Source organism: Bradyrhizobium sp. ISRA442, assembly GCF_038085055.1.
Taxonomy (GTDB): domain Bacteria; phylum Pseudomonadota; class Alphaproteobacteria; order Rhizobiales; family Xanthobacteraceae; genus Bradyrhizobium.
This window is the reverse complement of record NZ_JALGCN010000013.1, coordinates 148,370-171,455: the sequence shown is the minus strand read 5'-3', so window position 1 is coordinate 171,455 and position 23,086 is coordinate 148,370. Positions and strand designations below refer to the sequence as shown.

Here is a 23,086-nt window from a genome sequence, read left to right as displayed (position 1 = left end):
AGATTGGTGGTCGCTTTGGCAGGTAAAGCGCTAAAGCGGGATGAGTATTGGTTGAATCGACGCAGGCCGAGAGCTCGAAGCACCTCTCGCGTCGGCGATAGGTGAACGCAGGACCAGCCGGCCGAACCTGATTTCGTCATGCGCCAGGTATTGACCGAATGGATCAGATCTGAGGACCGGCGGCATCGGGTCGCAGGCCGAAGCCAGGTGGACTGAGCGAACGAGGCCAAACTGCCGCTGCGGTCTTCGTGCGCGAGCACATCCGCAGTAGCCGGCCCTGGGGCTACACCCCGCTTGATCTGGATCAAGCCTGCTGGGCGAGATGGGGCGTTACGCTCCGCGCGTGTGTGTCACTGCTCAAGACTCGGGCCTCAAGCCTTGAAGACACTTCGCCAGCTCCCGTCCGCGGACGACATCATTCAGTTCGTGATCCGGCTCGGATTGCTGGCGCTGCTGATCGTCTGGACCTTCCTCATCATCAAGCCCTTCGTGCCGATCCTGACCTGGAGCGCGGTGCTTGCGGTGGCGTTCTATCCGGCGTTCGGCTGGCTCGCCAAGCGCCTCGGTGGCCGGCCCCGGATCGCCGCGGCCATTCTCACCTTGGTCACGCTTGGTATCGTCATTGGTCCTGCCACCTGGCTTGGCCTCAGCGCCGTCGAAGGGATTAGGGATCTCGCAAGCCAGATCGCCACCGGCGATTTCGCGCTTCAGGCCGCTCCCGAGCAGATCAAGGGTTGGCCGCTGGTCGGACCATGGCTCTACGATCTCTGGACTGAAGCCTACACCAATATCCGGGCGGCTCTGCGCGAGGTCGCGCCATATCTGAAGCCGCTCGCCGGGATGATGTTGTCATTCGCGGGCAGCGCCGGTCTCGGCACGCTCGAGTTTCTGCTGTCGGTGCTCGTCGCCGGCTTCCTATTCCCGTACGGGCCGCAGCTCGTCGGCGCGGTCCGCGGCTTCCTGTTCCGCATCGTGCCGGAGCAGAGCGAGCATTTTCTGGAGCTTGCCGGCGCGACCATCCGCGCGGTGTCGCAGGGCATCATCGGCGTCGCGATCGTGCAGGCGCTTTTGGCGGGCATCGGCTTCAAGCTCGCAGGCCTCCCGAGCGCTGGCCTGCTCGCCGCCATCGTGCTGCTGCTGTCGATCGTGCAGATCGGTGCCACCATCGTCCTTCTTCCCGTGCTCATCTGGATCTGGATGGACAAGGACGTGACCACGGCCTTGCTCCTGACGGTCTATCTCGTCGTCGTCGGTCTGCTCGACAACATCTTAAAACCGCTCGTCATGGGCCGCGGCCTGACGACGCCGACGCTCGTAATCCTGATCGGGGTGATCGGCGGGACGGTCGCGCACGGGATAATCGGTCTCTTCATCGGGCCGATCATCCTGTCGGTTGCCTGGGAACTGGCGGCGGCCTGGATCCGGATCGATCGCGCCACGCCGGCCTCGAACGTCGTCGCCGACCGTTGACCTATGTCAACGTCGGGGGATTGCAGACCTCCTTGAATGGGGGCCTGCGACGGCGAGGTCGATCATGTCGATGAAAAACGTAAGACTGCCGGGCGGCCCAATGTCGGGCTGGGTGTCCTCCGCCGTGGAATACATGGTCGATGCGGGACAGCGCAGCGTCCTGTTCCTGGACATCATGCGCCAGCGCGGCGACCAGTATCGCGAGCATGTCGCACAGACCGCCCCGCACGTTCTGCAATATGCCGCCGAATTGATCATTGACGGCCGGACGCTGGACGAGCCGGTCAATTACGCGCTGGTGCGCATCATTCCACCCAGAGATGTCGAGATCGACATGGGCCGGCGGCCGTTCGTCGTGGTCGATCCGCGCGCCGGCCACGGCCCGGGGATCGGCGGCTTCAAGGCGGACAGCGAGATCGGTGTTGCGATGAAGGCGGGACATCCCTGCTATTTCATCGGCTTCCTGCCCGAGCCGGTGCCGGGCCAGACCATCGAGCGGATCGCGCGTGCGGAAGCGAAGTTCCTCGAGACGGTCATCAGCCGTCATCCCGAGGCTGACGGCAAGCCGTGCGTGATCGGAAACTGCCAGGCCGGCTGGGCCATCATGATCCTGGCGTCGCTGCGGCCCGAGCTGTTCGGCCCCCTGATCATCGCCGGCGCGCCGCTGGCCTACTGGGCAGGCGTGCACGGAAAATATCCGATGCGCTATTCCGGCGGCCTCTTGGGCGGAAGCTGGCTGACGGCGCTGACGAGCGACCTTGGCGCCGGAAAGTTCGACGGTGCCTGGCTGGTGCAGAACTTCGAGAGCCAGAACCCCTCCAACACGCTCTGGACCAAGCAATACAACGTCTATGCGAAGGTCGACACCGAGGCCGAGCGCTACCTCGATTTCGAGCGTTGGTGGGGCGGGCACGTCAATCTCAATGCCGAGGAGATCCAGTTCATCGTCGATGAACTGTTCATCGGCAACAATCTCGCCGCGGGTCGCATCGAGATGTCCGACGGACAGAAGGTGGATCTGCGCAACATCCGCTCGCCGATCGTGGTGTTCTGCTCCAAGGGCGACAACATCACCCCGCCGCAGCAGGCGCTGGACTGGATCCTCGACTGCTACGCCGACGTCGATGAGATCAGGGCCTATGGCCAGACCATCGTCTACACCGTCCACGAAAGTGTCGGTCATCTCGGCATCTTCGTCTCCGGCGGCGTCGCGAAGAAGGAGCATGCGGAATTCTCGAGCAATATCGATCTGATCGACGTGCTACCGCCCGGGCTCTATGAAGCCACGTTCGAGGCCCGCGGCCCCGAGACGGTTAATGCTGATCTCGCGGCCGGCCAGTGGGTGATGCGCTGCGAGGCCCGAACGCTCGACGATATCCGTGCGATGGGCGGCAATTCGCCGGAGGACGAGCGCCGCTTTGCCGCTGCCAAGCGCATCTCCGAGCTCAATCTCGCGGCCTACCAGAAGTTCGTGCAGCCTTGGGTCAAGCGGATGGTGACACCGCAGATCGCCGAATGGGCGCGCAAGATGCATCCGCTGCGATTGCAATATGAGGCGTTCAGCAGTCAAAATCCCTGGATGTCCACCGTCAAGGCGGCCGCCGACCGTGTCGAGGACAATCGCAGGCCGGCTTCGGATGACAATCCGTTCCTGGCGTTCCAGGAACAGATCTCGAAACAGATCGTCCACGCGCTCGATAGCTGGCGCGACGCGCAGGAGGCGCTGAGCGAGATGATCTTCCTCAACGTCTACGGCTCGCCCGTGCTCCAGGCTGCCGTCGGCGTCGACCCGAATGCCGTGCCAACGCGCCGGCGTGAGATGTCGCCGGAGCACCGCGCCATGCTGGCGAAGCGGATCGCCGAGCTGAAGTCGAGGATCGGCGAGGGTGGACTTCGCGAAGCCGCACTTCGCGCGCTGCTTTATGTCGGCTCCGCGCGCGGCATGGTCGACGAGCGAAGCATCGAGGCGCTGCGGCAGGTTCGGCGCGACCACGCCGGTCCTCGGCTGACGCTGTCGGAATTCAAGATGCTGGTGCGCGAGCAGTTTTTCATGCTGCTGCTGGACCGCGAGGGCGCCCTGGCCACCATCCCGCGGCTGTTGCCCGACGACATGACGCTACGGCGCGGGGCCTTCGCGGCGATGCGCGAGGTGCTGTCGGCGAGCGCGGACATCACCGGTGAACGCGCCAAGCGTCTGAAGCACGTCGCCGAGCTGTTCGGTCTGGACGGCGAAGGGGAGTCGACCTCGAACGTCGCCCCTTTCGACTCCAAGGCAAGGGCATCGTAACGCGGATTGGCAGGATCGGGAGTGACACCATGTCGGACACGACGCAAGCCAAGCCCGGCAGCAAGTATGAGCGCCTGATCGCGGCGGCCAGAGCCGCACCGCCAACCCCGACCATGGTCGTGGATCCCTGCGACGAGACCTCGCTCCGCGGCGCCGTCGACAGCGCGAGCGCCGGCATCATCCGGCCGGTCCTGGTCGGGCCCGAGAAGAAGATCAGGGACACGGCTGCTAAATTCGAACTTGACGTCTCCGGCTTCGAGATCGTCGACGCGCCGCATAGTGAGGCGGCAGCCGCGAAGGGCGTCGAACTGATTCATGCTGCCAGGGGCGAGCTGCTGATGAAGGGCAGCCTGCACACAGACGAGCTGATGCGCGCCGTGACCGCCAAGGTCGGCGGCCTGCGCACTGACCGGCGCATCAGCCATGTCTTCGTCATGGACGTGCCGGCCTACGCCGAGACCATCTTCGTGACGGACGCCGCCATCAACATTTTTCCGGATCTGGACGCCAAACGCGACATCATCCAGAACGCGATCGATCTCTACAATCAGGCCGGCTTTGGCAAGACGCCGCGCGTTGCGATTCTGTCGGCGGTCGAGACGGTGACCTCGAAAATCCCCTCGACGATCGAAGCCGCAGCCCTCTGCAAGATGGCTGATCGTGGGCAGATCACCGGCGGCGTGCTCGACGGTCCCTTGGCCTTCGACAATGCCATCGACATGGAAGCGGCGCGGATCAAGGGCATCGCCTCCGAGGTCGCCGGCCGTGCGCAGATCCTGGTCGTTCCGGATCTCGAATCCGGCAACATGCTCGCCAAGAACCTCGCCTATTTCGCCAAGGCGGATAGCGCCGGCATCGTGCTTGGCGCGAGGGTGCCGGTCGTCCTGACCTCGCGCGCGGATTCACCGCGCGCGCGGATGGCATCCTGCGCGGTGGCGGCGCTCTATGCCCGCGCCCGGCGCCAGAAAGCGCCGACGGTTGCCGCGTGACCGCCATGGACACGATCCTGGTCATCAATGCCGGCTCCTCCAGCGTCAAGTTCCAGGTCTATTCGGTTGAAGGCGAGGGGACGCTTCGCCGGCATATCAAGGGACAGATGGACGGCATCGGCAGCCGGCCACGCCTGCGGGCGACCGGCGCAGGCGGCGATCCGTTGGCCGACCGCGCCTATCCGATCGAGGCCGTGGCGGACGTTCCGGCCGCGATGGCGGTTGCCGGAGACTGGCTGCGGGACGAACTCCGGGTCACGCCGATTGCGGTCGGTCATCGCGTCGTGCATGGCGGCCCGGACTATGCGCGGCCGGTCCTGATCGACCACGGCGTCGTGGCTCGCCTCGAACGGTTCGTTCCGCTCGCGCCACTGCATCAGCCGCACAACCTTGCGCCCATCCGATCGCTGCTGGCGAACTTCCCGACGCTGCCTCAGGTCGCGTGCTTCGACACGGCATTCCACCGCACGCATGACGCGGTCGCCGATCACTACGCCATTCCGCATCAGCTCCACGCCGAGGGCGTGCGGCGCTACGGCTTCCATGGCCTGTCCTACGAGTATATCGCCAGAACCTTGCCGAGCGTGGCGCCGGATATCGCCAGGCGGCGGGTGATCGTCGCTCATCTCGGCAGCGGCGCCTCGATGTGCGCGCTGAAGGACGGGCGTAGTGTCGAAAGCACCATGGGCTTCACCGCGCTCGACGGCCTGCCGATGGGAACGCGTCCGGGACAAATCGATCCCGGCGTGGTGCTCTATCTCATCTCCGAGAAGGGAATGCCGGCGGCGAAACTGCAGGACTTCCTCTACCGCGAGTGCGGGCTGAAAGGCCTTTCCGGCGTCAGCAACGACATGCGGGAGCTGGAAGCGAGCACGGATCCGCATGCGCGGCTCGCGATCGACTATTTCGTCTACCGGATCGGCCTCAACGCCGGCATGCTGACGGCGGCCCTGCAGGGTCTGGACGCCTTCGTCTTCACGGCCGGGATCGGCGAAAACTCCGTATCCCTGCGCGCGCGCATCGCGGAGCAGCTCGGATGGCTCGGCGTTGCACTCGATGCCACCGAGAACGCGCGTCATGCGCGGCTGATCTCGCGCGCCGGTAGCCTCATCCCCGTCTATGTCGTCCCGACCGACGAGGAGCTGATGATCGCGCAGCACACGCTGTCGCTGTTGATGAACGGTCAATCGCGCAGCCTAAGATCTGAGAGGGCGTCATGATCCCCGTATTTCCGGATAGCAAAGTGGCCCTCAAGGGAAAGAAGGGCCTGGTCGTCGGCATCGCCAATGATCAGTCGATCGCCTGGGGTTGCGCGCGGGCGTTTCGCGCGCTCGGGGCCGATCTCGCCGTCACCTATCTGAACGACCGCGCCAAAAAGCATGTCGAGCCGCTGGCGCAGGCGCTCGAGGCGCCGATCTTCATGCCGCTCGATGTCATGGCCGAAGGCCAGACCGAGGCGGTGTTCGAGCGCATCGCGAAGGAGTGGGGTCAGCTCGACTTCCTGCTTCATTCCATCGCCTTCGCGCCCAAGGAGGCCTTGCACGGCCGCGTCGTGGATGTCGGTCGTGACGGCTTCCTCAAGACCATGGACGTGTCGTGCTGGTCGTTCCTGCGCATGGCCCATCTCGCCGAGCCCCTGATGAAGAACGGCGGCACGATGTTCACCATGACCTATTACGGCAGCCAGATGGTGGTGGAGAACTACAACATCATGGGCGTGGCGAAAGCGGCGCTGGAGGCATCTGTCCGTTACATCGCCGCGGAGCTTGGCCCGAAAGGCATCCGCGTGCATGCAATCTCGCCGGGCCCGCTGGCGACCCGCGCGGCGTCAGGCATCCCCGAGTTCGACGAGCTCATGAACAAGGCGCAGTCGAAGGCGCCGGCGCGTAGCCTCGTCAGCATCGACGACGTTGGCAATGCCACCGCGTTCCTGGCACTCGACGGCGCCAGGCTGATGACCGGCAGCGTTCTCTACATCGATGGCGGCTATCACATCATCGATTGAACGCGAGGCGGCGGTACCGCACCCCAGGAGGCAACAGGATCACGTTTGAATCGCAGCTTGGGCGGGGCAGGCTCAGCTTGGCTCGCCGAGGAGAGGTTTGGTCGCTTTCTGCCTGAAAGCAGACGCATTATGGTCACTCGGAGTTTTGGCGTTGATGACCCATAGCCGTCTTTCGCCATGCGCAGCATTTGCACGCGCAGTGAGTGCGGCCGCAACCGAGACGTGATATTGTGCGCCCTGTCGTCCTCAAACTGCGATGAGGATCGAATGAAGCGGCGAGAGTTCATAGCGAGCACTGCGGCGCTGGTCGTTTCGTCACAGCATTTGCGCGCACAAGGAAAACGGCATCGGCTTGGTTTTCTTGCCGTAGGTGATGGCAGCGGCAAGACCCTTAATAAGGCCGAGCTTGCATTCCTTGATGGGCTGCGAAGCTACGGCTGGATAGAGGGAAAAAATCTGATCATCGAGTATCGGTTTTCCCAACCCGCAGATCGACTGGCTGCCTCTGTCACCGACCTGATTGCTCTCAGTCCCGATGTGCTCGTCGCTCCGGGACCGCAAGCAGCAAAAGCATTGAAATCGGCAACTGTCACTATTCCGATTGTATTCGTGTCCGTTGCCGATCCCGTGCGGCTCGGCCTCGTGCAAAGCCTGTCGCGACCGGGTGGCAACATGACGGGCATTTCGACCATGGTACCCGATGACTTCCTCGAGAAACGTCTCGAAATTCTCCGGGAACTCGTTCCGGGTGCTTCGAAAATCGCGCTCTTGGTTAATCCGGACAACCCAATGCAAAGGCTTTACTTGGCGGAAGGACAGATACCTCGCGCAGCCCAGAGACTCGGTGTGGCTCTGCTGACAGTTGAGGCGACCAAGGCCGAGGAACTCGACCTCGCCTTCGCCTCGGCCGCCGCCCAACACGCCGATGCGATAATTGATTGGGGCGATGCTCTCACCTTTGTGAGGCTCCGCGAATTATTGCGCTCGCGGCAAAGTATCATCTGCCAGCAAACTACCTGTTCCGACATTACGCCAATGGCGGATTGTCGGTATACGGGGCCGATGTAGGCGATCTGTTCCGCCGTGCGGCTGACTACGTGGACAAGATACTCAAAGGCACTAAACCTTCCGACCTCCCGGTAGAGCGACCAACCAAGTTCGAGCTAATAATCAACATGAAGACCGCTAAAGCACTCGGCCTAATAGTGCCGCCCTCATTACTCGTCCGCGCCGACGAAGTGATCGAGTAACCTAGTCACCCGCAATCGCGCACATCGTTTGGAGCAATGCATGAGTCCGGATGTGGCCCGAAGCGGCTGATGGCCGATGGGCAGAGCAGGTCTGCTCTGCCCAGGTGATTCAGACATCAACTTGTTCGGCAATCGCGAGCGCGTCGTCCACCTCGATGCCGAGATAGCGCACCGTGCTTTCGATTTTGGTGTGGCCGAGCAAGAGCTGTACGGCTCGCAGATTCCCCGTGCGCCGGTAGATCAGCGTTGCCTTAGTCCGGCGCAGGGAGTGGGTTCCAAACACCCTCGGGTCAAGCCCGATGCTTGCCACCCAGTCGGCGAGAAGGCGAGCATATTGGCGCGTTGTCATTGCCCGATCGCGCCCACTGCGCCCAGCGAACAGATATTCACCTGGCCTCTTGCCGGCCTCCTTCAAGAAGTCGTCAACGGCTTGCCGGGTTTGATCCGTCAACTCGAACTTGACCGGCCTCCCGGTCTTCTTCTGCCGGACGGTCGCACGATCGACCGCATAGCCATTCGGAGCGACATCTTCGACCCCTCAAGGCGACGACGTCGCAACCACGCAACTTGCTGTCAATCGCTAGGTTGAAAAGGGCAAGGTCGCGGTCCGTCTTTCGATCAGGAGCCGGGTTCGGATCGACCAGACTTGGTTTGGCCGCAGCGGAGGTTTGGCTCCGATCAGCTTTCCCTTGTTCCAGGGTGTCCGGCGAGCTTTGGTGGAGAGGCTGTCTTCGTCAGGCATGACCGTGCTCCTCGGTTTGTGAGGGTACCGAGCATGCGTAATGACGCGCAGATCGTGTCTGCTTTCAGAGGCCTGCGGACATAGGGCGCCGCGGGGCCGCCTTAGGTCCGCAGCTTGTGACCCCAACTGGACATCTATTCGACGCCGTAAACCCGATGACCGTCCCATAACAACCTGCAAGCCGTCGTGAACTTAGTCAGCAACCTTGACCAACGCGAAGTTGCAAAAGTCTGCTAGGGTAGACAATCCGGGCGTTTGGCCCTGCGGGAGGCAATGGTGACGAACTCGGAAGTCTCCAACGACCAACCGGACAAACCGGCATCCGATAATGACCCACCGAACAAAACGGCAGCCGATAAGGAGCCCCCGGACAAACCGGCGCCGAGACTCAACTTTAAGGGTCGCCTCCGCGCACGATTGCAGTTGCTCGGCGGTGCGATCGCGTCGGTTGCCGCCGTTGGCGCGATCGCGGGTGGCCTCGTCGGCTACTGGACTGTGTGGAAGACGGTCCGAACAGACGTCTTTCCGGACAAGCAAACGACGCAGAGGGCGGCTACGGCGCGGCCCGACATTGCTCCCCGCTTGTCACTCGTCGTCCTGCCGTTCGCAAATCTCAACAACGATCCGGAGCAGGACTATTTCGCCGATGGCATTACGACCGATCTGACAACCGACCTCGCGCAAATGCCCGGCGCGTTCGTCATCGGACGCGGAACGGCCTTTACATACAAGAACAAGCAGATCGACTTCAGGATGCTCGGCAAGGACCTTGGCATTCGCTGGGCCGTACAGGGCGCGGTGCAGCGGGCCGGAAATCAGGTCCGTATGAATGTGTCGCTTGCCGACCTGTCAACTGGCCGCGATGTCTGGTCGGACCGTTTTGACGGTGATCGGACGAATCTTGCGGCCTTGCAGGAGCAGGTCACGGCGCGGCTCGCCCGCTCTCTCAACGTCCAACTCGTCCAGGCAGAAAGCCGGCGCAGCCAAATGGACCAGTCAAGGAATCCAGATGCTGTGGATTTCAGCATGCGCGGCTGGGCGAAGGTCTATGAGCTTGGGACCGAGATAACGAACGCGCAGGCAAAGGACTTGTTTGACAGCGCGCTGCGCCTCGATTCTGACAACACTGATGCAATGCTCGGGAAGGCGTGGTGCATAGCCAATGGCGTGAACAGCGGATGGTCAACGTCCGTGGTCGAGGACAAAAAGACGGCGACAAAACTAATTGATGAAGTTCTTGCAAAACACCCGGCGACTGCAAACGCGCACTTAGCCATGGGAAGCATTTTGAACTACGGAAATCCCGAGGGAGCGCTGTCTGAATTCGACGCAGCTTTGGAAATCGACCCTAATTCGCCGGTAGCGTACGCATCAAAAGGAATCGCACTTATCACCGCGGGACGTGCGCGCGAAGCGTTCTCCCCAGTTCAGATCGCTTTGCGCCTAAGCCCCAAAGATCCGGCCGTCGGCCTTTGGCACTTCTTTCTCTGTCATGCTCACGTGCATGTGCACCAATATAACGAAGCCATTGAGGCATGCAGGCGCTCGATCAATCTGAACAAATTAAACTGGTTGCCGTATGTGGATCTGATTTCAGCATATGGAGCCACGGGCCAATTGGAAATGGCCAAGCAAATGTTGGCCGAATTGAATGCAATCCGACCGGACTTTACCGTCCAGTGGTTCCATCAAATCGGCTACGCACGTTCGAGCCATCCGCAGTTTCGCCTTGAGTACGACGACATCGTCGACGGGCTGAGGAAGGCAGGCGTTCGGGAGCAATGAGGCGACAACCAGATAGCTGGACTTCATCGCTTGGTGACAAGGATAGAGACGAAGGTCTCCTTTTGGGCCCTTCGGCGACCTCCGGCGATGTCGGCTATTGGGCCGCTGTCAGCGGACAAGCGGACATGCCCCTGGACCAACCCATCTATGGGTACACGGACTACGACACCCGGTCAGGACAGTTGGGCTGATCATGTCATCGTGCCGGTGTTTTGCCCGACGTGTCAAAGGGTTTCGCTGAGGGAAAGCTCCATGCACTCAACCCCAAGGCTACTTTGCATGGGGTTGTTTTCCATTTTTTGTGTTCAACGCTAGTCGAGGGCGATCAGCGCTGGATAGCCGCATGGCGCCCTCGTCAAATCTTCATCTCCGGCACGGTATCGGGAACGGCGAGTTCGGCGTCCGTCACCGCCAAGACCTCGCCGATGCTGACGCCAGGCGCAGTTTCCAGCAGCGTCGCCTTGCCGTCGGGAAAGCCGATCACGGCCATGTCGGTGACGACCAGGCTCACCGGCCGCGCCGAGGTCAGGGGCAGGGTGCATTTGGCGACGATCTTCGACTTGCCCTTGGCCGCGTGCTGCATCGCGACAATGACGCGCCTGGCGCCGCTGACGAGGTCCATGGCACCGCCCATGCCCGGGACCATCTTCCCCGGGATCATCCAGTTGGCGAGAAGGCCGTGCGCATCGACCTGGAGCCCGCCGAGCACGGTGACATCGACATGGCCGCCGCGGATCAGGCCGAACGACATCGCGCTGTCGAATGTGGCGGCTCCGGGCAGCGCGCTGATCGGGCGGCCGCCAGCATCGGTGAGCAGGGGATGGGCCATCCCTTGCTCAGGAATCGGGCCGGTGCCGATCAGGCCGTTCTCGGACTGGAAGAAGACCTTGAGATCGGACGGAACGTAGTTCGCGACCAGTGTCGGGATACCGATGCCGAGATTGACGAGGTCGCCGTTCTTCAACTCCCTGGCGACGCGTCGGGCGATGATGACCTGCGCATCCATGATCTCACCCGTTCGTAATGAGGAAGTCGACGAGTGGTGCCGGCGTCATGACGTGATCGGGCGCGATGACGCCGACCGGTACGATGTTCTCCGCCGTGACGATGACGGTGTCGGCGGCCATCGCCATGATCGGATTGAAGTTGCGCGCGGTCAGGGCGTAGGCAAGGTTTCCGAGATAATCGGCAAGAAAGGCGTGCACCAGCGCGAACTGCGCCCGCAGCGCGGTCTCCACCAGGAACGGCTTGCCGTCGACCTCGATTTGGCGTTTGCCTTCGGCAACCAGCGTGCCGACGCCGGTCGGCGTGAGTACACCGCCAAGTCCACAGCCGCCTGCGCGAATGCGTTCGACCAGGGTGCCCTGGGGGACGAGGTCGACAGCGACCTGGCTCGCCAGCATCTGCTGCTGCGCCTTCGGGTTGAGTCCGATATGGGTTGCCGTCAGCCGGGACACGAGTGCCGCGTCGAACAGCTTGCCGACGCCCTTGCCGGGCGTGGATGCGTCATTGCAGATCAGCGACAGTCCCGACTTGTGCTGCCGCACGACTTCATCAAGCAGACGCTCGGGCGTCCCGACGCCCATGAAGCCGCCCACCATGATGCTCGCGCCGGTCGGGATCATCGCAACGGCTTCTTCGACGGAAACGGCCTTCATGATCGGACCTCCGGTCGGCAGGCGCACGAGCTAGCGGCAGAGGGATGTTGACGGAGCGCTGTCTCGCACCGTTGATCTGCGTCAAGGTTCGCCGCCGTCGCGATGTGCGATGTCGACACGGTTCAGCGCTTCGCGCCAGAGCGAGGCAAGTTGAGGTCTGGTCGGCCGCTATGCTGCTTCAGTTTCTCGTCGGCGCGCTCGTGAGCGCGATCAATATCGGAATCCACGCGCTGGTGACGGTCGTCGCCGTCTGGATTGCGCGCAGCGCCGGCCTGCGGAAAACGGCACGGCCGAGGTTGCACTTGATGGGCGTGATGGTCGCTACGGCGGCGGTGTTGCAGCTCGCCCACACGCTGGAAATCCTGGTCTGGGCCGGAACCTATGGCATCGTCCGAGCCGCAGCGCCGGGGAGCGGTTTGCTCTATTTTGCCTTCGTCAACTACACCACGCTCGGCTACGGCGATATCACGCCGGTGCGCGAATGGCGGCTCATCGGCCCGATGACTGCCATGAACGGCGTTCTGCTGTTCGGCTGGTCGGCCGCCATCTTGTTCGAAGTCTTGCGCAAGACGCTCGAGCACCTCGGACTGACCGATGCGCGGAGCTCCAGACCGCCGCTGGCCGGATGCGAACCAACGGCATCGGCAGGGGCGATCTTACCCCAGGAAAAGGATAATGGCCGTGAACGCGACCGGTAACGTCCCGAACACAATCACCGCGACCCGAAATGCGATCTCGCTCCACATGGCTTGATGGTAGCAGCGGATGGAGCCTGCGTGATGTGCAGTTTGTGCCACTCGCCGAGGAGGGGGCCATGGGGGTTCCGCCGTACGTGCTCATCCTGGACGATGCGCGGCGCGAACTCGCTGTTTTCGCCCGTTCAAGGCTGTAGATCGAGGCTCGCGAGCTGGTGCCGGTCCAGCAGCACGATCTGACGCTGGGTATTCCCGACAAATCCGAGTACACCGTACTCGTGCAGGCGCGACAGGGCGCGGGACACGGTTTCCAACGTCAGCCCGAGATAATCGGCGATATCGCGCCGCGACATCGGCAACGCCATGACGCCGGACGCCGTCAACCGCTTGTCCATCTCGAGCAGGAAGGCTGCGACCCGCTCCAGCGAGGTCTTGCGGCCCAGCAGCAGCATGTGGTCCTCGGCATGCTGGAGATTGCTGGTGGTCATGCTGAGCAGGTTTCTGGCAACCAGGGCATCGCTCTCGGCGACCGTTTCGAGGCTTTGCCGTCGGATCAGGCGCACCGTGGTGTCGACGATGGCTTCGGTCGTGAACCGGTGCTCGCTGCCGTTCTCGAGCCCGAAGATGTCGCCCGCGAGATGAAAGGCGCCGATCTGCCGGCGACCGTCCGACAGCAGCTTGTAGCTCCGCACTGCACCGGACCGGACCTGATAGACGTATTCGGCCGGCTCCTTCTCGCCGTAGATCTCGGTGCCTTTCTTGTAAGAAAATTCGCTTAAACTGACGAGCGCATTAGAATTACCGGTCATTCCGAGGTCACGGAGGGAATTGGGACGCAGGGCGGGATCCGTTGTGATGCGAACAAACATAGGCCAACTCCTCAACTCATCGCTGGATTGGTCCGTCAGACAAAAAAATATTACAGCAAGGAATACGCCGCGCTATCTTACTCCCGCTGAAGTTGATTTACGACCAAGGCTGTATTCTCAACCATTGTCCCAAGGTTCAATGTACCAAGGGGCAGCACGGGTTTTGGTCGGTTATTTGCTGCGCGGAGTGAGAAGTTGGTGCCGCGTTTGAGGTGTATCGTATTGCGAAGCAGAAATTTCGACGATCGAACCATTTGTAGCAATTTGCAGAGCGAGGGCATTTCGATGGTTCTCCGCGCACCTGGCGAGAGGTGAAGTTTGCCTGGCCTCGTTCACGTGGTCGACGACGACGACTCCTTTCGGACGGCGATCGAGCGCCGGCTCAAGCTCGCCGGCTATGACGTCGCAACCTATGCGTCTGCGCAGGAGCTGCTGGATGCCGCGCCGGACGACCAACGGCCGGGATGCATCCTGCTCGACGTGCGGATACCGGGACTGAGTGGCCCCGACTTGCAGACCCGCCTGATCGAACAAGGCTCGACGCTGCCGATCATCTTCCTCACCGGACACGCCGACACGCCGACCACTGTGCGGGCCATCAAGGCCGGCGCGGAGGATTTTTTGACAAAACCGATATCGTCGGAGCAGTTGATCGACGCGATCGAGCGCGCGCTGGCGCGCCAGCAAGCGGCGCGCGCGCAGCGCGGCAGGCTCGATACGTTTCGCGCCCACCTCACTACGCTGACACAGCGCGAGCGGCAGGTGTTCGATCTCATCGTGCGCGGCAGGATCAACAAGCAGATCGCGTATGAGCTCGGAACGACCGAGCGCACGGTGAAAGCGCACCGCCATCAGGTGATGGAGAAGATGCAGGTACATTCGCTTGCTGAGCTCGTGTCGATCGCGGAACGACTGGGAATGCTCGATTCGAACGACCATTAGCTGCATCGTCATCGCGATGCGGTTTCGGCGGTGAAACTTCCCCAAGGGACAATATCGTAGTTTATTGACAGTGCGCGACCCGGCGTGCGCAATGGTGCGAGAGCGTTCGGCTGGTGGGCAGAGCACGGGAGTGCATCCCGCTGCATCACCGTCCCGCAATTCGCTCAATTCCGCGGAGGTCGACAGCCTTGCCGACGCGCGATTCCGTCTTTGTCGTCGATGATGACCTATCCATGCGGACCAGCATGAACCGGCTGTTGCGCGAGCATGGCTTCGTGGCCAAGCTGTTCGATTCCGGAACCGCCTTGCTCGATCACGGCAATTTCGACAAGGCAATCTGCTTCGTCCTCGACATCAATCTCGATGGCAAGTCCGGCATCGATCTGCGGCAAAAGCTGGCGGCCGCGGGCGCCACCGCTCCGGTCATCTACATCACCGGCAATGACTGCGCGGCGAACCGCGCTGCCGCGATCGCATCGGGGTGCATCGCCTATCTGACCAAGCCATTCACGGCGCAATCGCTGATCGAGTCGGTCACGCGGGCGTCTATCCCATAGCCCGCACGTCTGATCATTCGTCGACATATTGCTCCAGCATCTTCGACGGCGCTCCCTTGTGGACGGGCGCAAACTGCGCCAACGGGATCGATGTCGTCAGTGCGAGAAGATTGGAATCGACGACCTCGAGGGCCAGCGTCGTTCCGGATTCCATCTCCTTGATGATTCCGGGCTCTGCGACATCGGCCGCGATGCAAGCATTGGTAACGCACCAGCTATAGGGCACCCGGTGCGGGGAGCCTTGATCGATGGTCAGCTTCGCCGGCTGTTGCAGGTACATGCCGACGGGCACGAACAATTGCAGCCGTGCCGCCGGCGCATCCTCGCGCTCGATCAGGTCCACGCGCACGGCCATCTGGCCGGTCGGAAACTTTCCGGTAATGGACGTACGGCACAGTATTGGCGCGCCGCCCGCCTTAAAGCAGAGCTTTTGCCAATCTCCATAACTGATATCCCTGGCCTCGCGCTGGCCGCGCGTTGCGACCTCGGCCGGATTGTCCGGCTGTGCGGTCTTTTGCGCAACGACGCCGGCAGATGTCGCGACCGCGGCAATGGCGAGCACAAGACCTGCGAGGCAATCACGAGCACTGATCATGATCCTGGCTCCAAGCGTTGGCATTATCTCCGCTCGTCGAGAAACTTCGTGACGAGCGGCGACCAGAGTGGAATCGCGTCCGGCGAGCCGATGAAGAAATGCCCCTCGTTGCCGAACGGCGGCATCAGGTGGTACTCGGCACGGCCACCGGCGGCGGTGAAGGCCCGATGCATGCGCTTCGACAGATCCGGCCCGAAAAAGGTATCGTTCTCGATGTAGATCCACAGCATCGGCACGCGCGAGGTGCGGCCGAAATCGGCGGTGGCTTCGACCAGCTTGTCGGGTGCGCAATTGCTATTCGGCTTGCCGCCGACGCGGCCGCCGCGGCCGGCGGCGAAGGTGATGATGGCCTTCACTTGCGGCGGGTTCACGCTCGACAGCGCGATCGACGCCCAGCCGCCGGCGGATTGCCCGACCACGATCACGTCCTTTGGGATGATCCGTTTCTCCGCGGCCATGTAGTCGATGATCCAGAGATCGACCTGCGCGACCGCAAGGCCCGCGTCGTGGAAGTTGGGGTTGGTGCACCCGCCGACCTTGGAGAAGAACGGGCCGTAGAGCGCGCGATCGGGAATGTCGATCGCGGCAGCGCCATAGCCGCTGCCGACCGGCGCCACCACGAGATAGCCCCGCTTGGCGAACCATTTCGCAGCATCGCGGAATTCGACCAGGGGAAAGAAGCTGCGGTCGGTCGGGTTGAGCGAGACACCGTGGTTCATGATGACCAGCGGGAAAGGACCATCGCCAACCGGGCGCACCAGATAGGCGAACATCGGCAGCGGGAGCGGCAGAGCCCAGATCTCCTCCTGGATACGTACATCGTTCTCGGCACGCGCGGGCGCAGCGAGAGTAGCAATGAGGAGCAGGGCGGCCGTCAAGGGCCACAGACTTGCAGGCGGATGGCGATGCATCGCGACCTCCTCGGCTCCGTCAACAGCAACAGGATATCTCCGATGGGGTGCCGATGATCCACCTGACGCTGTCCGTGCTCGCAATTCGGGCGGCACTTTGTGCCGATTTGCGTTGCGGCAGAGCGGAATTGCTTGATCCAGATCAAGCCTCGCTTGCCGCCTGTGAGAACATACAGAACCTGCGACAAATCCGCATCGCCAACATGAGCATTCCCGCCGTGTCCTTGTTCGTCGTGTTGCCGCGCTGCGAGGTCCAACTTCTGGAGCCGCGATGAGTGCGCGGTCTGAGTGGATGCGGTACTTTCCGCCCGCCGGTTGGCTCGCCATCTATCAGCGCAATTGGCTGTCTGCTGACGCGGTTGCCGGCGTCACCCTGGCCGCTTACGCCATTCCAGTTTCGCTTGCTTATGCGGCGCTGGCCGGGCTGGCGCCGCAAGTCGGCGTTTACGGCTACATGCTCGGCGGCATAGGCTACGCCTTGTTCGGAGCGTCGCGGCAGCTCGCAATCGGTCCGACCTCGGCGATCTCCCTGATGATTGCCGGTACCGTCGGCGTGCTCGCCGGCGGTGATGCGGTGCGCTACGCGCAGATCGCAAGCCTTGCGGCTTTCGCGGTGGCGACACTGTGTCTCATCGCCTGGCTGTTTAAGCTCAGCGTGCTCGTCCGCCTTGTCAGCGACAGCATCCTGGTTGGCTTCAAAGCCGGTGCTGGGCTGACTATCATCATGAGCCAGTTGCCGAGCCTGCTGGGTGTCGCCGGCGGCGGCCACAATTTCTTCGACCGTGTCATCAAGCTGACAGGGCAGCTCGGCAACATCGACCCGCTCGTGCTCGCGATCGGCGCCGTTGCGCTGCTATTGCTCCTACTCGGGGAGCGGCTTCTGCCGGGAAAGCCGGTCGGTATCACCATCGTAGCGTTGTCGATTGCGGTGGCAACACTCCTTGGCTTTCCGTCTCTCGGTGTGCCCGTCACTGGGAAGATTCCGGAAGGTTTGCCGGCCTTGGGGCTGCCGACATTCGGTCTGCTGGAATTCGACGATCTCTTTCCGCTCGCCGCCGGATGCGTGTTGCTGGCCTATATCGAAGGTGTCTCGGCGGCCCGCAGCTTTGCCGCGAAGCACGGCTATCCGCTCGACGTCCGGCAGGAATTTTTGGGGCTGGGAGCCGCGAATTTCGCGGCCGCCTTCGGCCATGGCTATCCCGTCGCCGGCGGCCTGTCGCAATCGGCCGTCAATGACAGCGCCGGCGCGCGGACGCCGCTGGCCCTGGTGATCTGTTCGCTGACGCTCGGGCTATGCCTGCTGTTCTTCACGGGGCTCCTGACCAACCTGCCCAAGGCGGTGCTGGCGGCCATCGTCTTTGCCGCCGTCTACAGGCTGGTGGATGTCCGCGCGCTGCTACGCATGTGGCAGGTCAGCCGGATCGATTTCTACGCCGCCGCCATTGCGTTGGTCTCTGTGCTGCTGCTCGGCATCCTCCAGGGCGTCCTGCTGGCATCGATTGCGTCGATCTTCCTGCTGTTGGCGCGGGCCTCGCAGCCGAACGTCGCCTTTCTCGGCCGTTTGCCAGGCAGCGGCCGCTACTCCGACCGCGCCAGGCACGACGGCGTCGAACCACTGGTGGGGGTCATCGCGTTCCGGCCCGAAGCCTCGCTGCTCTACATCAATGCCGAGATGATCCTGGAGACGGTCCTGGTCGCGATCCGGAACTCGCCGGGCATCCGGCTGGTGGTTTGCGACCTCTCGGCGTCGCCCTATATCGATCTGGCCGGGGCGCGCATGTTGCACGACCTCTACGACGAGCTTGTCTCTCGTCAGGTCACGTTCTGTATCGTCGGCGCGCACGCGCAGTTGCGCGACCTGCTGCGGGCGGAAGGGCTGGCGGAGAGGACCGACAGTGGCCAGTGGCTACGGTCACTCGACAGTGTTCTCGGCGACGATCACGCCGATATGCCTCAACGCACGGCCTGATTGACGGTGCCGTTTTGCGATACGAGGGCCTAGCGGAGACCGTCGGCTTTGAATGCGCTCGACCGTTGACTTGGATCAATGCAGCGGCCGGTACCGTACGCACGATCCCGCACGAGCATTGTTGAGGGGGATCGAGAGAGACGCATGTCCAAGGAGCCAAGCCCGCGCCGAGGCACGTCGATCCGCGCGGGCAGCCTTCTCTTGCGCCCTCTTGATGTTGCCGGTCGGCCATCCTGCCCACCATCTTCGGTCACTTCGCGATGCTGCTGGCGCAGTAGCCGGCATCACACACTGAGAGGAACGAAAGTCATGAGAAGAGTTGTGTTCGGGACTGCTCTGGTTGCCTTCGCGGCCGTCGCCGGCCTCAGCACGCCCTCGCGTGCCGATACCGGCCAGGTTGCGGTCGTCTTCACCAAGGGCGGGTTCGTCGTCGGTGTCGGTGGCGGAGAGGGCGTGCTGCTGTATAGGGGCAAGAAGTACCCCTTCACAGTCTCGGGCATGAGCGTCGGCTTCACGATCGGGGCCTCGACCACCAAATTTGTCGGCCGGGCCCTCAATCTGCGGGGACCGCAATCCATCGAAGGCTCCTATGCGGCGGGCGGGGCAGGCGGCGCGGTCGCGGCGGGCGCAGGTGCCGTTCAGCTCCAGAACAGCAATGGCGTGATCCTGCAGCTCAGCGGTCCGAGGGTCGGCGCGGAAGTGTCGGCCGCGGTCGGCGGCGTCACGATCCGGCTGAAGTAGGGCAGGACGTAGGTAGAGGACCAGGCCGCGTCATCGCGGCCTGGTCCCCTCTCAATATCGCTCGGCGACGAAGTTCATTCCCTTCAGGCTGGCCTGATCGTTGTAGCGTCCGTTGTTGGTGCGCTTCGGCAGCCTGATCTTGTCCTTCTTGATACGCTTGTAGGGGATCGCGCTCAGGAGATGCGCGATGCAGTTCAGCCGTGCCCGGCGCTTGTCGTCTGAGCGGATGATGTACCAGGGCGCATCCTTCGTGCTCGTGCTCTTCAGCATCAGATCGCGCGCCCGCGAATAGTCGTACCAGCGCCGGTAGGATTCCAGATCCATCGGGCTCAATTTCCATTGCCGCACGGGATCGTCGATGCGGGCGTTGAAACGCCGCTCCTGCTCGTCCATACCGACCTCGAGCCAGAATTTGATCAGGACGATGCCGCCCTCGATGACGTATTTTTCCATCTGGGGGCACAGGTTCAGAAACCGCTCGTGCTCGGCGGGTGTGCAAAAGCCCATCACATATTCGACGCCCGCGCGGTTGTACCAGCTCCGGTCGAAGATCACGATCTCGCCGCCGGCAGGAAATTTCTCCATGTAGCGCTGGAAGAAGAGCTGGGTCTTTTCGCGGTCCGAGGGTGCCGGCAGTGCGACAACGCGAAACACGCGCGGGCTGACCTTTTCTGTGATCGCCTTGATCGTGCCGCCCTTGCCGGCCGCGTCCCGGCCTTCGAACAGAACGATGACGCGGAGCTTGTTTTCCCTCACATAGTCCTGGAGGTGACACAGCTCGACCTGGAGCTTCTCCAGCTCCTTCTCATAGTCCTTCCGCTTCATCCGCGCCGCGGCTTCGTCCTTGGCCATGCCTGTCCTTTCGCTGCTTCAACCCCTCTGGTGGCCGTCAATCATCGCCCCAGGAAATGGTCACTCCGACATCACCCGGCACCCCGCCCGGAAAATCGACGATCTGATAGGCGATGCGATAGCCGCGCGGCTTCAGGTAGTCGGTCCAGAGCTCGAAGATTTCTTTCGGGATGCCGGTCAGCGTGTTCTCCCAGCCCTTCTCCTGCTGGTTGATGGCGCGCCCCCTGTCCGTGCACAGCGTGTTGGGGAAGCGATAGACCTGAACCTGGGTCTGGCCGTTGCGCACCGCACGCTGGATGATGGTCGAGGCGAGCTGGATTTTCTCCTCTTCGGTCTTGCCTGACGGCTTGCCGAGGCGCTCGATCAGGGCGCGCTTTTCGGCGTCGGCGGCGGCCGCGAGACGGGCATATTCCTCGGCCTTCTCGGCCTCCTTGAGGGCGGCTTCCTTCCGGATCTGGGCGGCGTTGGGAATGAGTTCGTCGAGGCCGGGCATGGTTGCGGCTCCTCAATGGCTGTGAGCGGTTCGACTTTGGGGGGAGGCTATGTCGGGTGGGAGGCAATCCCTTGATTCAAATCAAGCAAACTCCGATCCCACCTGCGCAGAGTGCCGCACGTGCTCCGCGATTTCGGATCCCGACGGGGAGAGACATTTGAACGATCAGCTTCATCCGATGGCGCCGCACCATCTGCCCTTCTATCTCGCGCCGGGAAGCGGGACCGATACGCTGATGGTGGTGATGGGGGTGTTCCTGATCGGCACCGTGCTCTGGGTCGGGACACTCTATTGGAAGCTGCACAGCCTTCCTGAGCGGATGGCGCACAAGTCGCAGAAGCTGCAATTCGAGTTCGTCGCCGTGCTCGGCCTGATCTCGCTGTTCACGCACATGCACATCTTCTGGATCGCGGGCCTGTTGCTCGCGCTGATCGACATCCCCGATTTCGGCACGCCGCTGCGCAGCATCGCCGATTCGGTCGAGAAGATCGCCGACGCGACGCCTGGGGAGGAGGGCGAGGGGGCGCAACCCGGTTCAGCTCCTGTTGCTACGGACAAGCCGGACACGAGCAAGGCCAAGGAGCACAGCCATGCTTGAGCTCATGATTTGCTCCCTTGTGACGATTCTGCCCGATTACCTCTACCGGCGTTACGTGCAGGGCAAGCGCTTGGGTAAGGAGATCACCTTCTTCTCGATCTGGTACGAGCTGCGCTGGGGTATCACCGGCTGCCTCATGCTGACGATCTCGTTGATCACGGTAATTTTCTACTTCCATCCGTCGACGTCGTCGGCGACATTGTATTTTCGTACCGTGCCGATCCTGCCTGAAGGTTCGGGCCGCGTCGCCGACGTCAAGATCGGCCTTAGCGCGCCGGTGAAGAAGGGCGAGGTGCTGTTCACGCTCGACAGCTCGAAGCAGCGGGCCGCTTTTGAAACAGCAAAGCGGAAGGTTGCCGAGGTCGACGCCGCCATGCAGGCGGCAGAGGCTGACGTGGTCAAGGCGGAGGCGCAGATCGGCGAAGCAAAAGCCAATTATCAGCAGGCCAAGGATGAGCTCGAGGTCAAGACCGAGCTCCAGCGCCGCAATCCCGGCATCGTTCCGCAGCGCGACATCGAGAAGCTCCAGGTGCTGGTCGATCAGCGCCAGGCCGGCGTCGATGCCGCGACCGCAGCCAAACAATCTGCGAACCTGCAGATATCGACGTTGCTGCCGGCGCAAAAAGCCAGCGCCGAGGCGGCGCTTGATCAGGCCCAGGTCGATCTCGACAAGACCATCGTCCGCGCTGGTGTCGACGGACGGGTTGAGCAATTCCTGATCCGCCCTGGTGACGTCGTCAACCAGCTCATGCGTCCCGCAGGCGTTCTCATCCCCGAGGGCGCGGGCCGCAAGGCGCTCCAGGCGGGCTTCGGCCAGATCGAGGCGCAGGTGATGCAGACGGGCATGGTGGCCGAGGCGACGTGCATCTCGAAGCCATGGGTCATCATCCCGATGGTGGTTACGGCGGTGCAGGACTACATCGCCGCCGGACAGTTCCGTTCCGGCGAACAGTTGATCGACCCGCAGAACGCAGCGCGCCCCGGCACGATCCTGGTGTTCCTGGAGCCGCTTTACAAGGGCGGCCTCGACGGCGTGACGCCGGGCAGTAGTTGCATCGTCAATGCCTACACCAGCAATCACGAGGAAATCTCGGCCAAGGATACCTCCACCAGCCGGAGGATTGCGCTGCACGTCGTCGATGGCGTCGGCCTCGTGCATGCGCTCTTGCTGCGCATCCAGGCGCTGCTGCTGCCGATCCAGACGCTGGTGCTGAGTGGTCATTGAACGGCGAGGAAAGGACAATGAGAATGGATTTGCGAAAGGTATTCGCGCCGGGCGCGCTGCTGCTTGCATCGCTGCTCATGACGGGCAGCCGCGCCGGCGCGCTCGATCTCAACGGTGCCTGGGCCAGCGATGCCGATAACTGCGCAAAGGTCTTCGCGCGCCAGGGGGCGCAGCTCGGCTTCACGGATATGTCGGATGTCTATGGTGGCGGCTTCATCATCGACGGCGACCAGATGATCGGCAAGTTCGCACGTTGCCGGATCAAGGCCAGGAAGGACAACGGGCCGAACGTCAGCCTGATTGCCGCCTGCGCGACGGACATGATGCTCTCCAGCGTTCAGTTCAGTCTCAAGGAGCTAAATTCCGACAGTCTCGTCCGCCTGTTCCCGGGTATGGAGGATATGGAGATCCGCTATCATCGCTGTCCGAAATAGCGACAGGTGAACGGGTTGT

Annotated in this window: 24 protein-coding genes and 1 pseudogene; 17 read left to right on the top strand and 8 right to left on the bottom strand. The window is 62.6% G+C overall.

The features are described from left to right. The first annotated feature begins 378 nt into the window (after positions 1–378). The 7 genes from MTR72_RS25965 (at position 379) to MTR72_RS25935 (ending at position 8,001) form a co-directional block, all read left to right on the top strand. Positions 379–1,470 carry an AI-2E family transporter gene (locus tag MTR72_RS25965; RefSeq protein WP_341511516.1) on the top strand — a complete coding sequence of 364 codons (1,092 nt, stop codon included), beginning with the start codon at positions 379–381 and terminating at the stop codon, positions 1,468–1,470. Positions 1,471–1,534: 64 nt separating this feature from the next. Further along, a complete protein-coding gene (locus tag MTR72_RS25960) occupies positions 1,535–3,757 on the top strand; it encodes a DUF3141 domain-containing protein (protein ID WP_341511515.1) in 2,223 nt (740 codons plus the stop codon). 29 nt (positions 3,758–3,786) lie between these two features. Further along, positions 3,787–4,746, top strand: coding sequence for a phosphate acetyltransferase (locus tag MTR72_RS25955; protein WP_341511514.1), 960 nt, complete (start codon positions 3,787–3,789; stop codon positions 4,744–4,746). Between the two features lie 5 nt (positions 4,747–4,751). Further along, positions 4,752–5,966 (top strand): acetate/propionate family kinase, encoded by a 1,215-nt coding sequence (locus tag MTR72_RS25950; protein WP_280965579.1) that lies wholly within the window; start codon positions 4,752–4,754, stop codon positions 5,964–5,966. Beyond that, positions 5,963–6,751: an enoyl-ACP reductase FabI gene (fabI, locus tag MTR72_RS25945; RefSeq protein ID WP_280965578.1), complete on the top strand. Its 789-nt coding sequence runs from the start codon at positions 5,963–5,965 to the stop codon at positions 6,749–6,751. Before MTR72_RS25950 ends, fabI begins: the two co-directional genes overlap by 4 nt. 267 nt (positions 6,752–7,018) lie before the next feature. Next, on the top strand, positions 7,019–7,819 hold the full coding sequence (locus tag MTR72_RS25940; protein ID WP_341511513.1) for an ABC transporter substrate-binding protein: 801 nt from the start codon (positions 7,019–7,021) through the stop codon (positions 7,817–7,819). Beyond that, the gene (locus tag MTR72_RS25935) at positions 7,795–8,001 is read left to right on the top strand and encodes an ABC transporter substrate binding protein (RefSeq protein ID WP_341511512.1); all 207 of its coding nucleotides are present in this window, start codon (positions 7,795–7,797) and stop codon (positions 7,999–8,001) included. Before MTR72_RS25940 ends, MTR72_RS25935 begins: the two co-directional genes overlap by 25 nt. A gap of 109 nt (positions 8,002–8,110) precedes the next feature. Here the strand turns inward: MTR72_RS25935 and MTR72_RS25930 are convergent. Beyond that, positions 8,111–8,743, bottom strand: a pseudogene (locus MTR72_RS25930) (tyrosine-type recombinase/integrase). A gap of 276 nt (positions 8,744–9,019) precedes the next feature. Between MTR72_RS25930 and MTR72_RS25925 the strand changes: the two are divergent. Then, positions 9,020–10,528, top strand: coding sequence for a tetratricopeptide repeat protein (locus MTR72_RS25925; RefSeq protein WP_341511511.1), 1,509 nt, complete (start codon positions 9,020–9,022; stop codon positions 10,526–10,528). A gap of 355 nt (positions 10,529–10,883) precedes the next feature. Here the strand turns inward: MTR72_RS25925 and MTR72_RS25920 are convergent, their stop codons facing one another. Both MTR72_RS25920 and MTR72_RS25915 read right to left on the bottom strand, forming a co-directional pair. Continuing rightward, entirely contained in the window at positions 10,884–11,534 is a 651-nt protein-coding gene (locus MTR72_RS25920; RefSeq protein ID WP_280965575.1) for a 3-oxoacid CoA-transferase subunit B, read from the bottom strand. Between the two features lie 4 nt (positions 11,535–11,538). Beyond that, complete coding sequence (locus MTR72_RS25915) at positions 11,539–12,186, bottom strand: CoA transferase subunit A (RefSeq protein ID WP_341511510.1); 648 nt, start codon at positions 12,184–12,186, stop codon at positions 11,539–11,541. A gap of 170 nt (positions 12,187–12,356) precedes the next feature. Between MTR72_RS25915 and MTR72_RS25910 the strand changes: the two genes are divergently transcribed. After that, positions 12,357–12,884 carry a potassium channel family protein gene (locus MTR72_RS25910; RefSeq protein WP_341511509.1) on the top strand — a complete coding sequence of 176 codons (528 nt, stop codon included), beginning with the start codon at positions 12,357–12,359 and terminating at the stop codon, positions 12,882–12,884. 182 nt (positions 12,885–13,066) lie between these two features. Here the strand turns inward: MTR72_RS25910 and MTR72_RS25905 are convergent, their stop codons facing one another. After that, positions 13,067–13,750, bottom strand: coding sequence for a helix-turn-helix domain-containing protein (locus tag MTR72_RS25905; RefSeq protein WP_341511508.1), 684 nt, complete (start codon positions 13,748–13,750; stop codon positions 13,067–13,069). Between the two features lie 318 nt (positions 13,751–14,068). On the opposite strand from MTR72_RS25905, the gene MTR72_RS25900 reads away from it, so the two are divergent. Then, positions 14,069–14,692, top strand: coding sequence for a response regulator transcription factor (locus MTR72_RS25900; protein WP_280965571.1), 624 nt, complete (start codon positions 14,069–14,071; stop codon positions 14,690–14,692). 188 nt (positions 14,693–14,880) lie between these two features. Further along, positions 14,881–15,249: a response regulator gene (locus MTR72_RS25895; RefSeq protein WP_280971383.1), complete on the top strand. Its 369-nt coding sequence runs from the start codon at positions 14,881–14,883 to the stop codon at positions 15,247–15,249. Between the two features lie 13 nt (positions 15,250–15,262). Here the strand turns inward: MTR72_RS25895 and MTR72_RS25890 are convergent, their stop codons facing one another. Continuing rightward, complete coding sequence (locus MTR72_RS25890) at positions 15,263–15,844, bottom strand: invasion associated locus B family protein (protein WP_341511507.1); 582 nt, start codon at positions 15,842–15,844, stop codon at positions 15,263–15,265. Positions 15,845–15,867: 23 nt separating this feature from the next. After that, a complete protein-coding gene (locus tag MTR72_RS25885; protein WP_341511506.1) occupies positions 15,868–16,755 on the bottom strand; it encodes an alpha/beta hydrolase family protein in 888 nt (295 codons plus the stop codon). Positions 16,756–16,808: 53 nt separating this feature from the next. Between MTR72_RS25885 and MTR72_RS25880 the strand changes: the two genes are divergently transcribed. From MTR72_RS25880 to MTR72_RS25870, 3 genes are all read left to right on the top strand, one after another. Beyond that, on the top strand, positions 16,809–17,030 hold the full coding sequence (locus MTR72_RS25880; RefSeq protein WP_341511505.1) for a hypothetical protein: 222 nt from the start codon (positions 16,809–16,811) through the stop codon (positions 17,028–17,030). Further along, complete coding sequence (locus MTR72_RS25875; protein WP_341511504.1) at positions 17,027–18,724, top strand: SulP family inorganic anion transporter; 1,698 nt, start codon at positions 17,027–17,029, stop codon at positions 18,722–18,724. The genes MTR72_RS25880 and MTR72_RS25875 overlap by 4 nt, the downstream gene beginning before the upstream one ends. A 309-nt stretch (positions 18,725–19,033) precedes the next feature. Next, positions 19,034–19,465 carry a hypothetical protein gene (locus MTR72_RS25870; RefSeq protein WP_280965565.1) on the top strand — a complete coding sequence of 144 codons (432 nt, stop codon included), beginning with the start codon at positions 19,034–19,036 and terminating at the stop codon, positions 19,463–19,465. Between the two features lie 51 nt (positions 19,466–19,516). On the opposite strand, the gene ppk2 is transcribed toward MTR72_RS25870, so the two are convergent. After that, entirely contained in the window at positions 19,517–20,317 is an 801-nt protein-coding gene (gene ppk2 / locus MTR72_RS25865) for a polyphosphate kinase 2 (RefSeq protein ID WP_341511503.1), read from the bottom strand. 37 nt (positions 20,318–20,354) lie between these two features. Further along, positions 20,355–20,810 carry a hypothetical protein gene (locus MTR72_RS25860; RefSeq protein ID WP_341511502.1) on the bottom strand — a complete coding sequence of 152 codons (456 nt, stop codon included), beginning with the start codon at positions 20,808–20,810 and terminating at the stop codon, positions 20,355–20,357. 178 nt (positions 20,811–20,988) lie between these two features. On the opposite strand from MTR72_RS25860, the gene MTR72_RS25855 reads away from it, so the two are divergent. Genes MTR72_RS25855 through MTR72_RS25845 form a run of 3 tightly spaced genes read left to right on the top strand, consistent with a single transcriptional unit; the run spans position 20,989 to position 23,067 of the window. Beyond that, positions 20,989–21,408 (top strand): hypothetical protein, encoded by a 420-nt coding sequence (locus MTR72_RS25855; RefSeq protein ID WP_341511543.1) that lies wholly within the window; start codon positions 20,989–20,991, stop codon positions 21,406–21,408. Then, on the top strand, positions 21,401–22,633 hold the full coding sequence (locus MTR72_RS25850; RefSeq protein ID WP_341511501.1) for an HlyD family secretion protein: 1,233 nt from the start codon (positions 21,401–21,403) through the stop codon (positions 22,631–22,633). The genes MTR72_RS25855 and MTR72_RS25850 overlap by 8 nt, the downstream gene beginning before the upstream one ends. A 23-nt stretch (positions 22,634–22,656) precedes the next feature. Then, positions 22,657–23,067, top strand: coding sequence for a hypothetical protein (locus MTR72_RS25845; protein ID WP_341511500.1), 411 nt, complete (start codon positions 22,657–22,659; stop codon positions 23,065–23,067). Positions 23,068–23,086 lie beyond the last annotated feature (19 nt).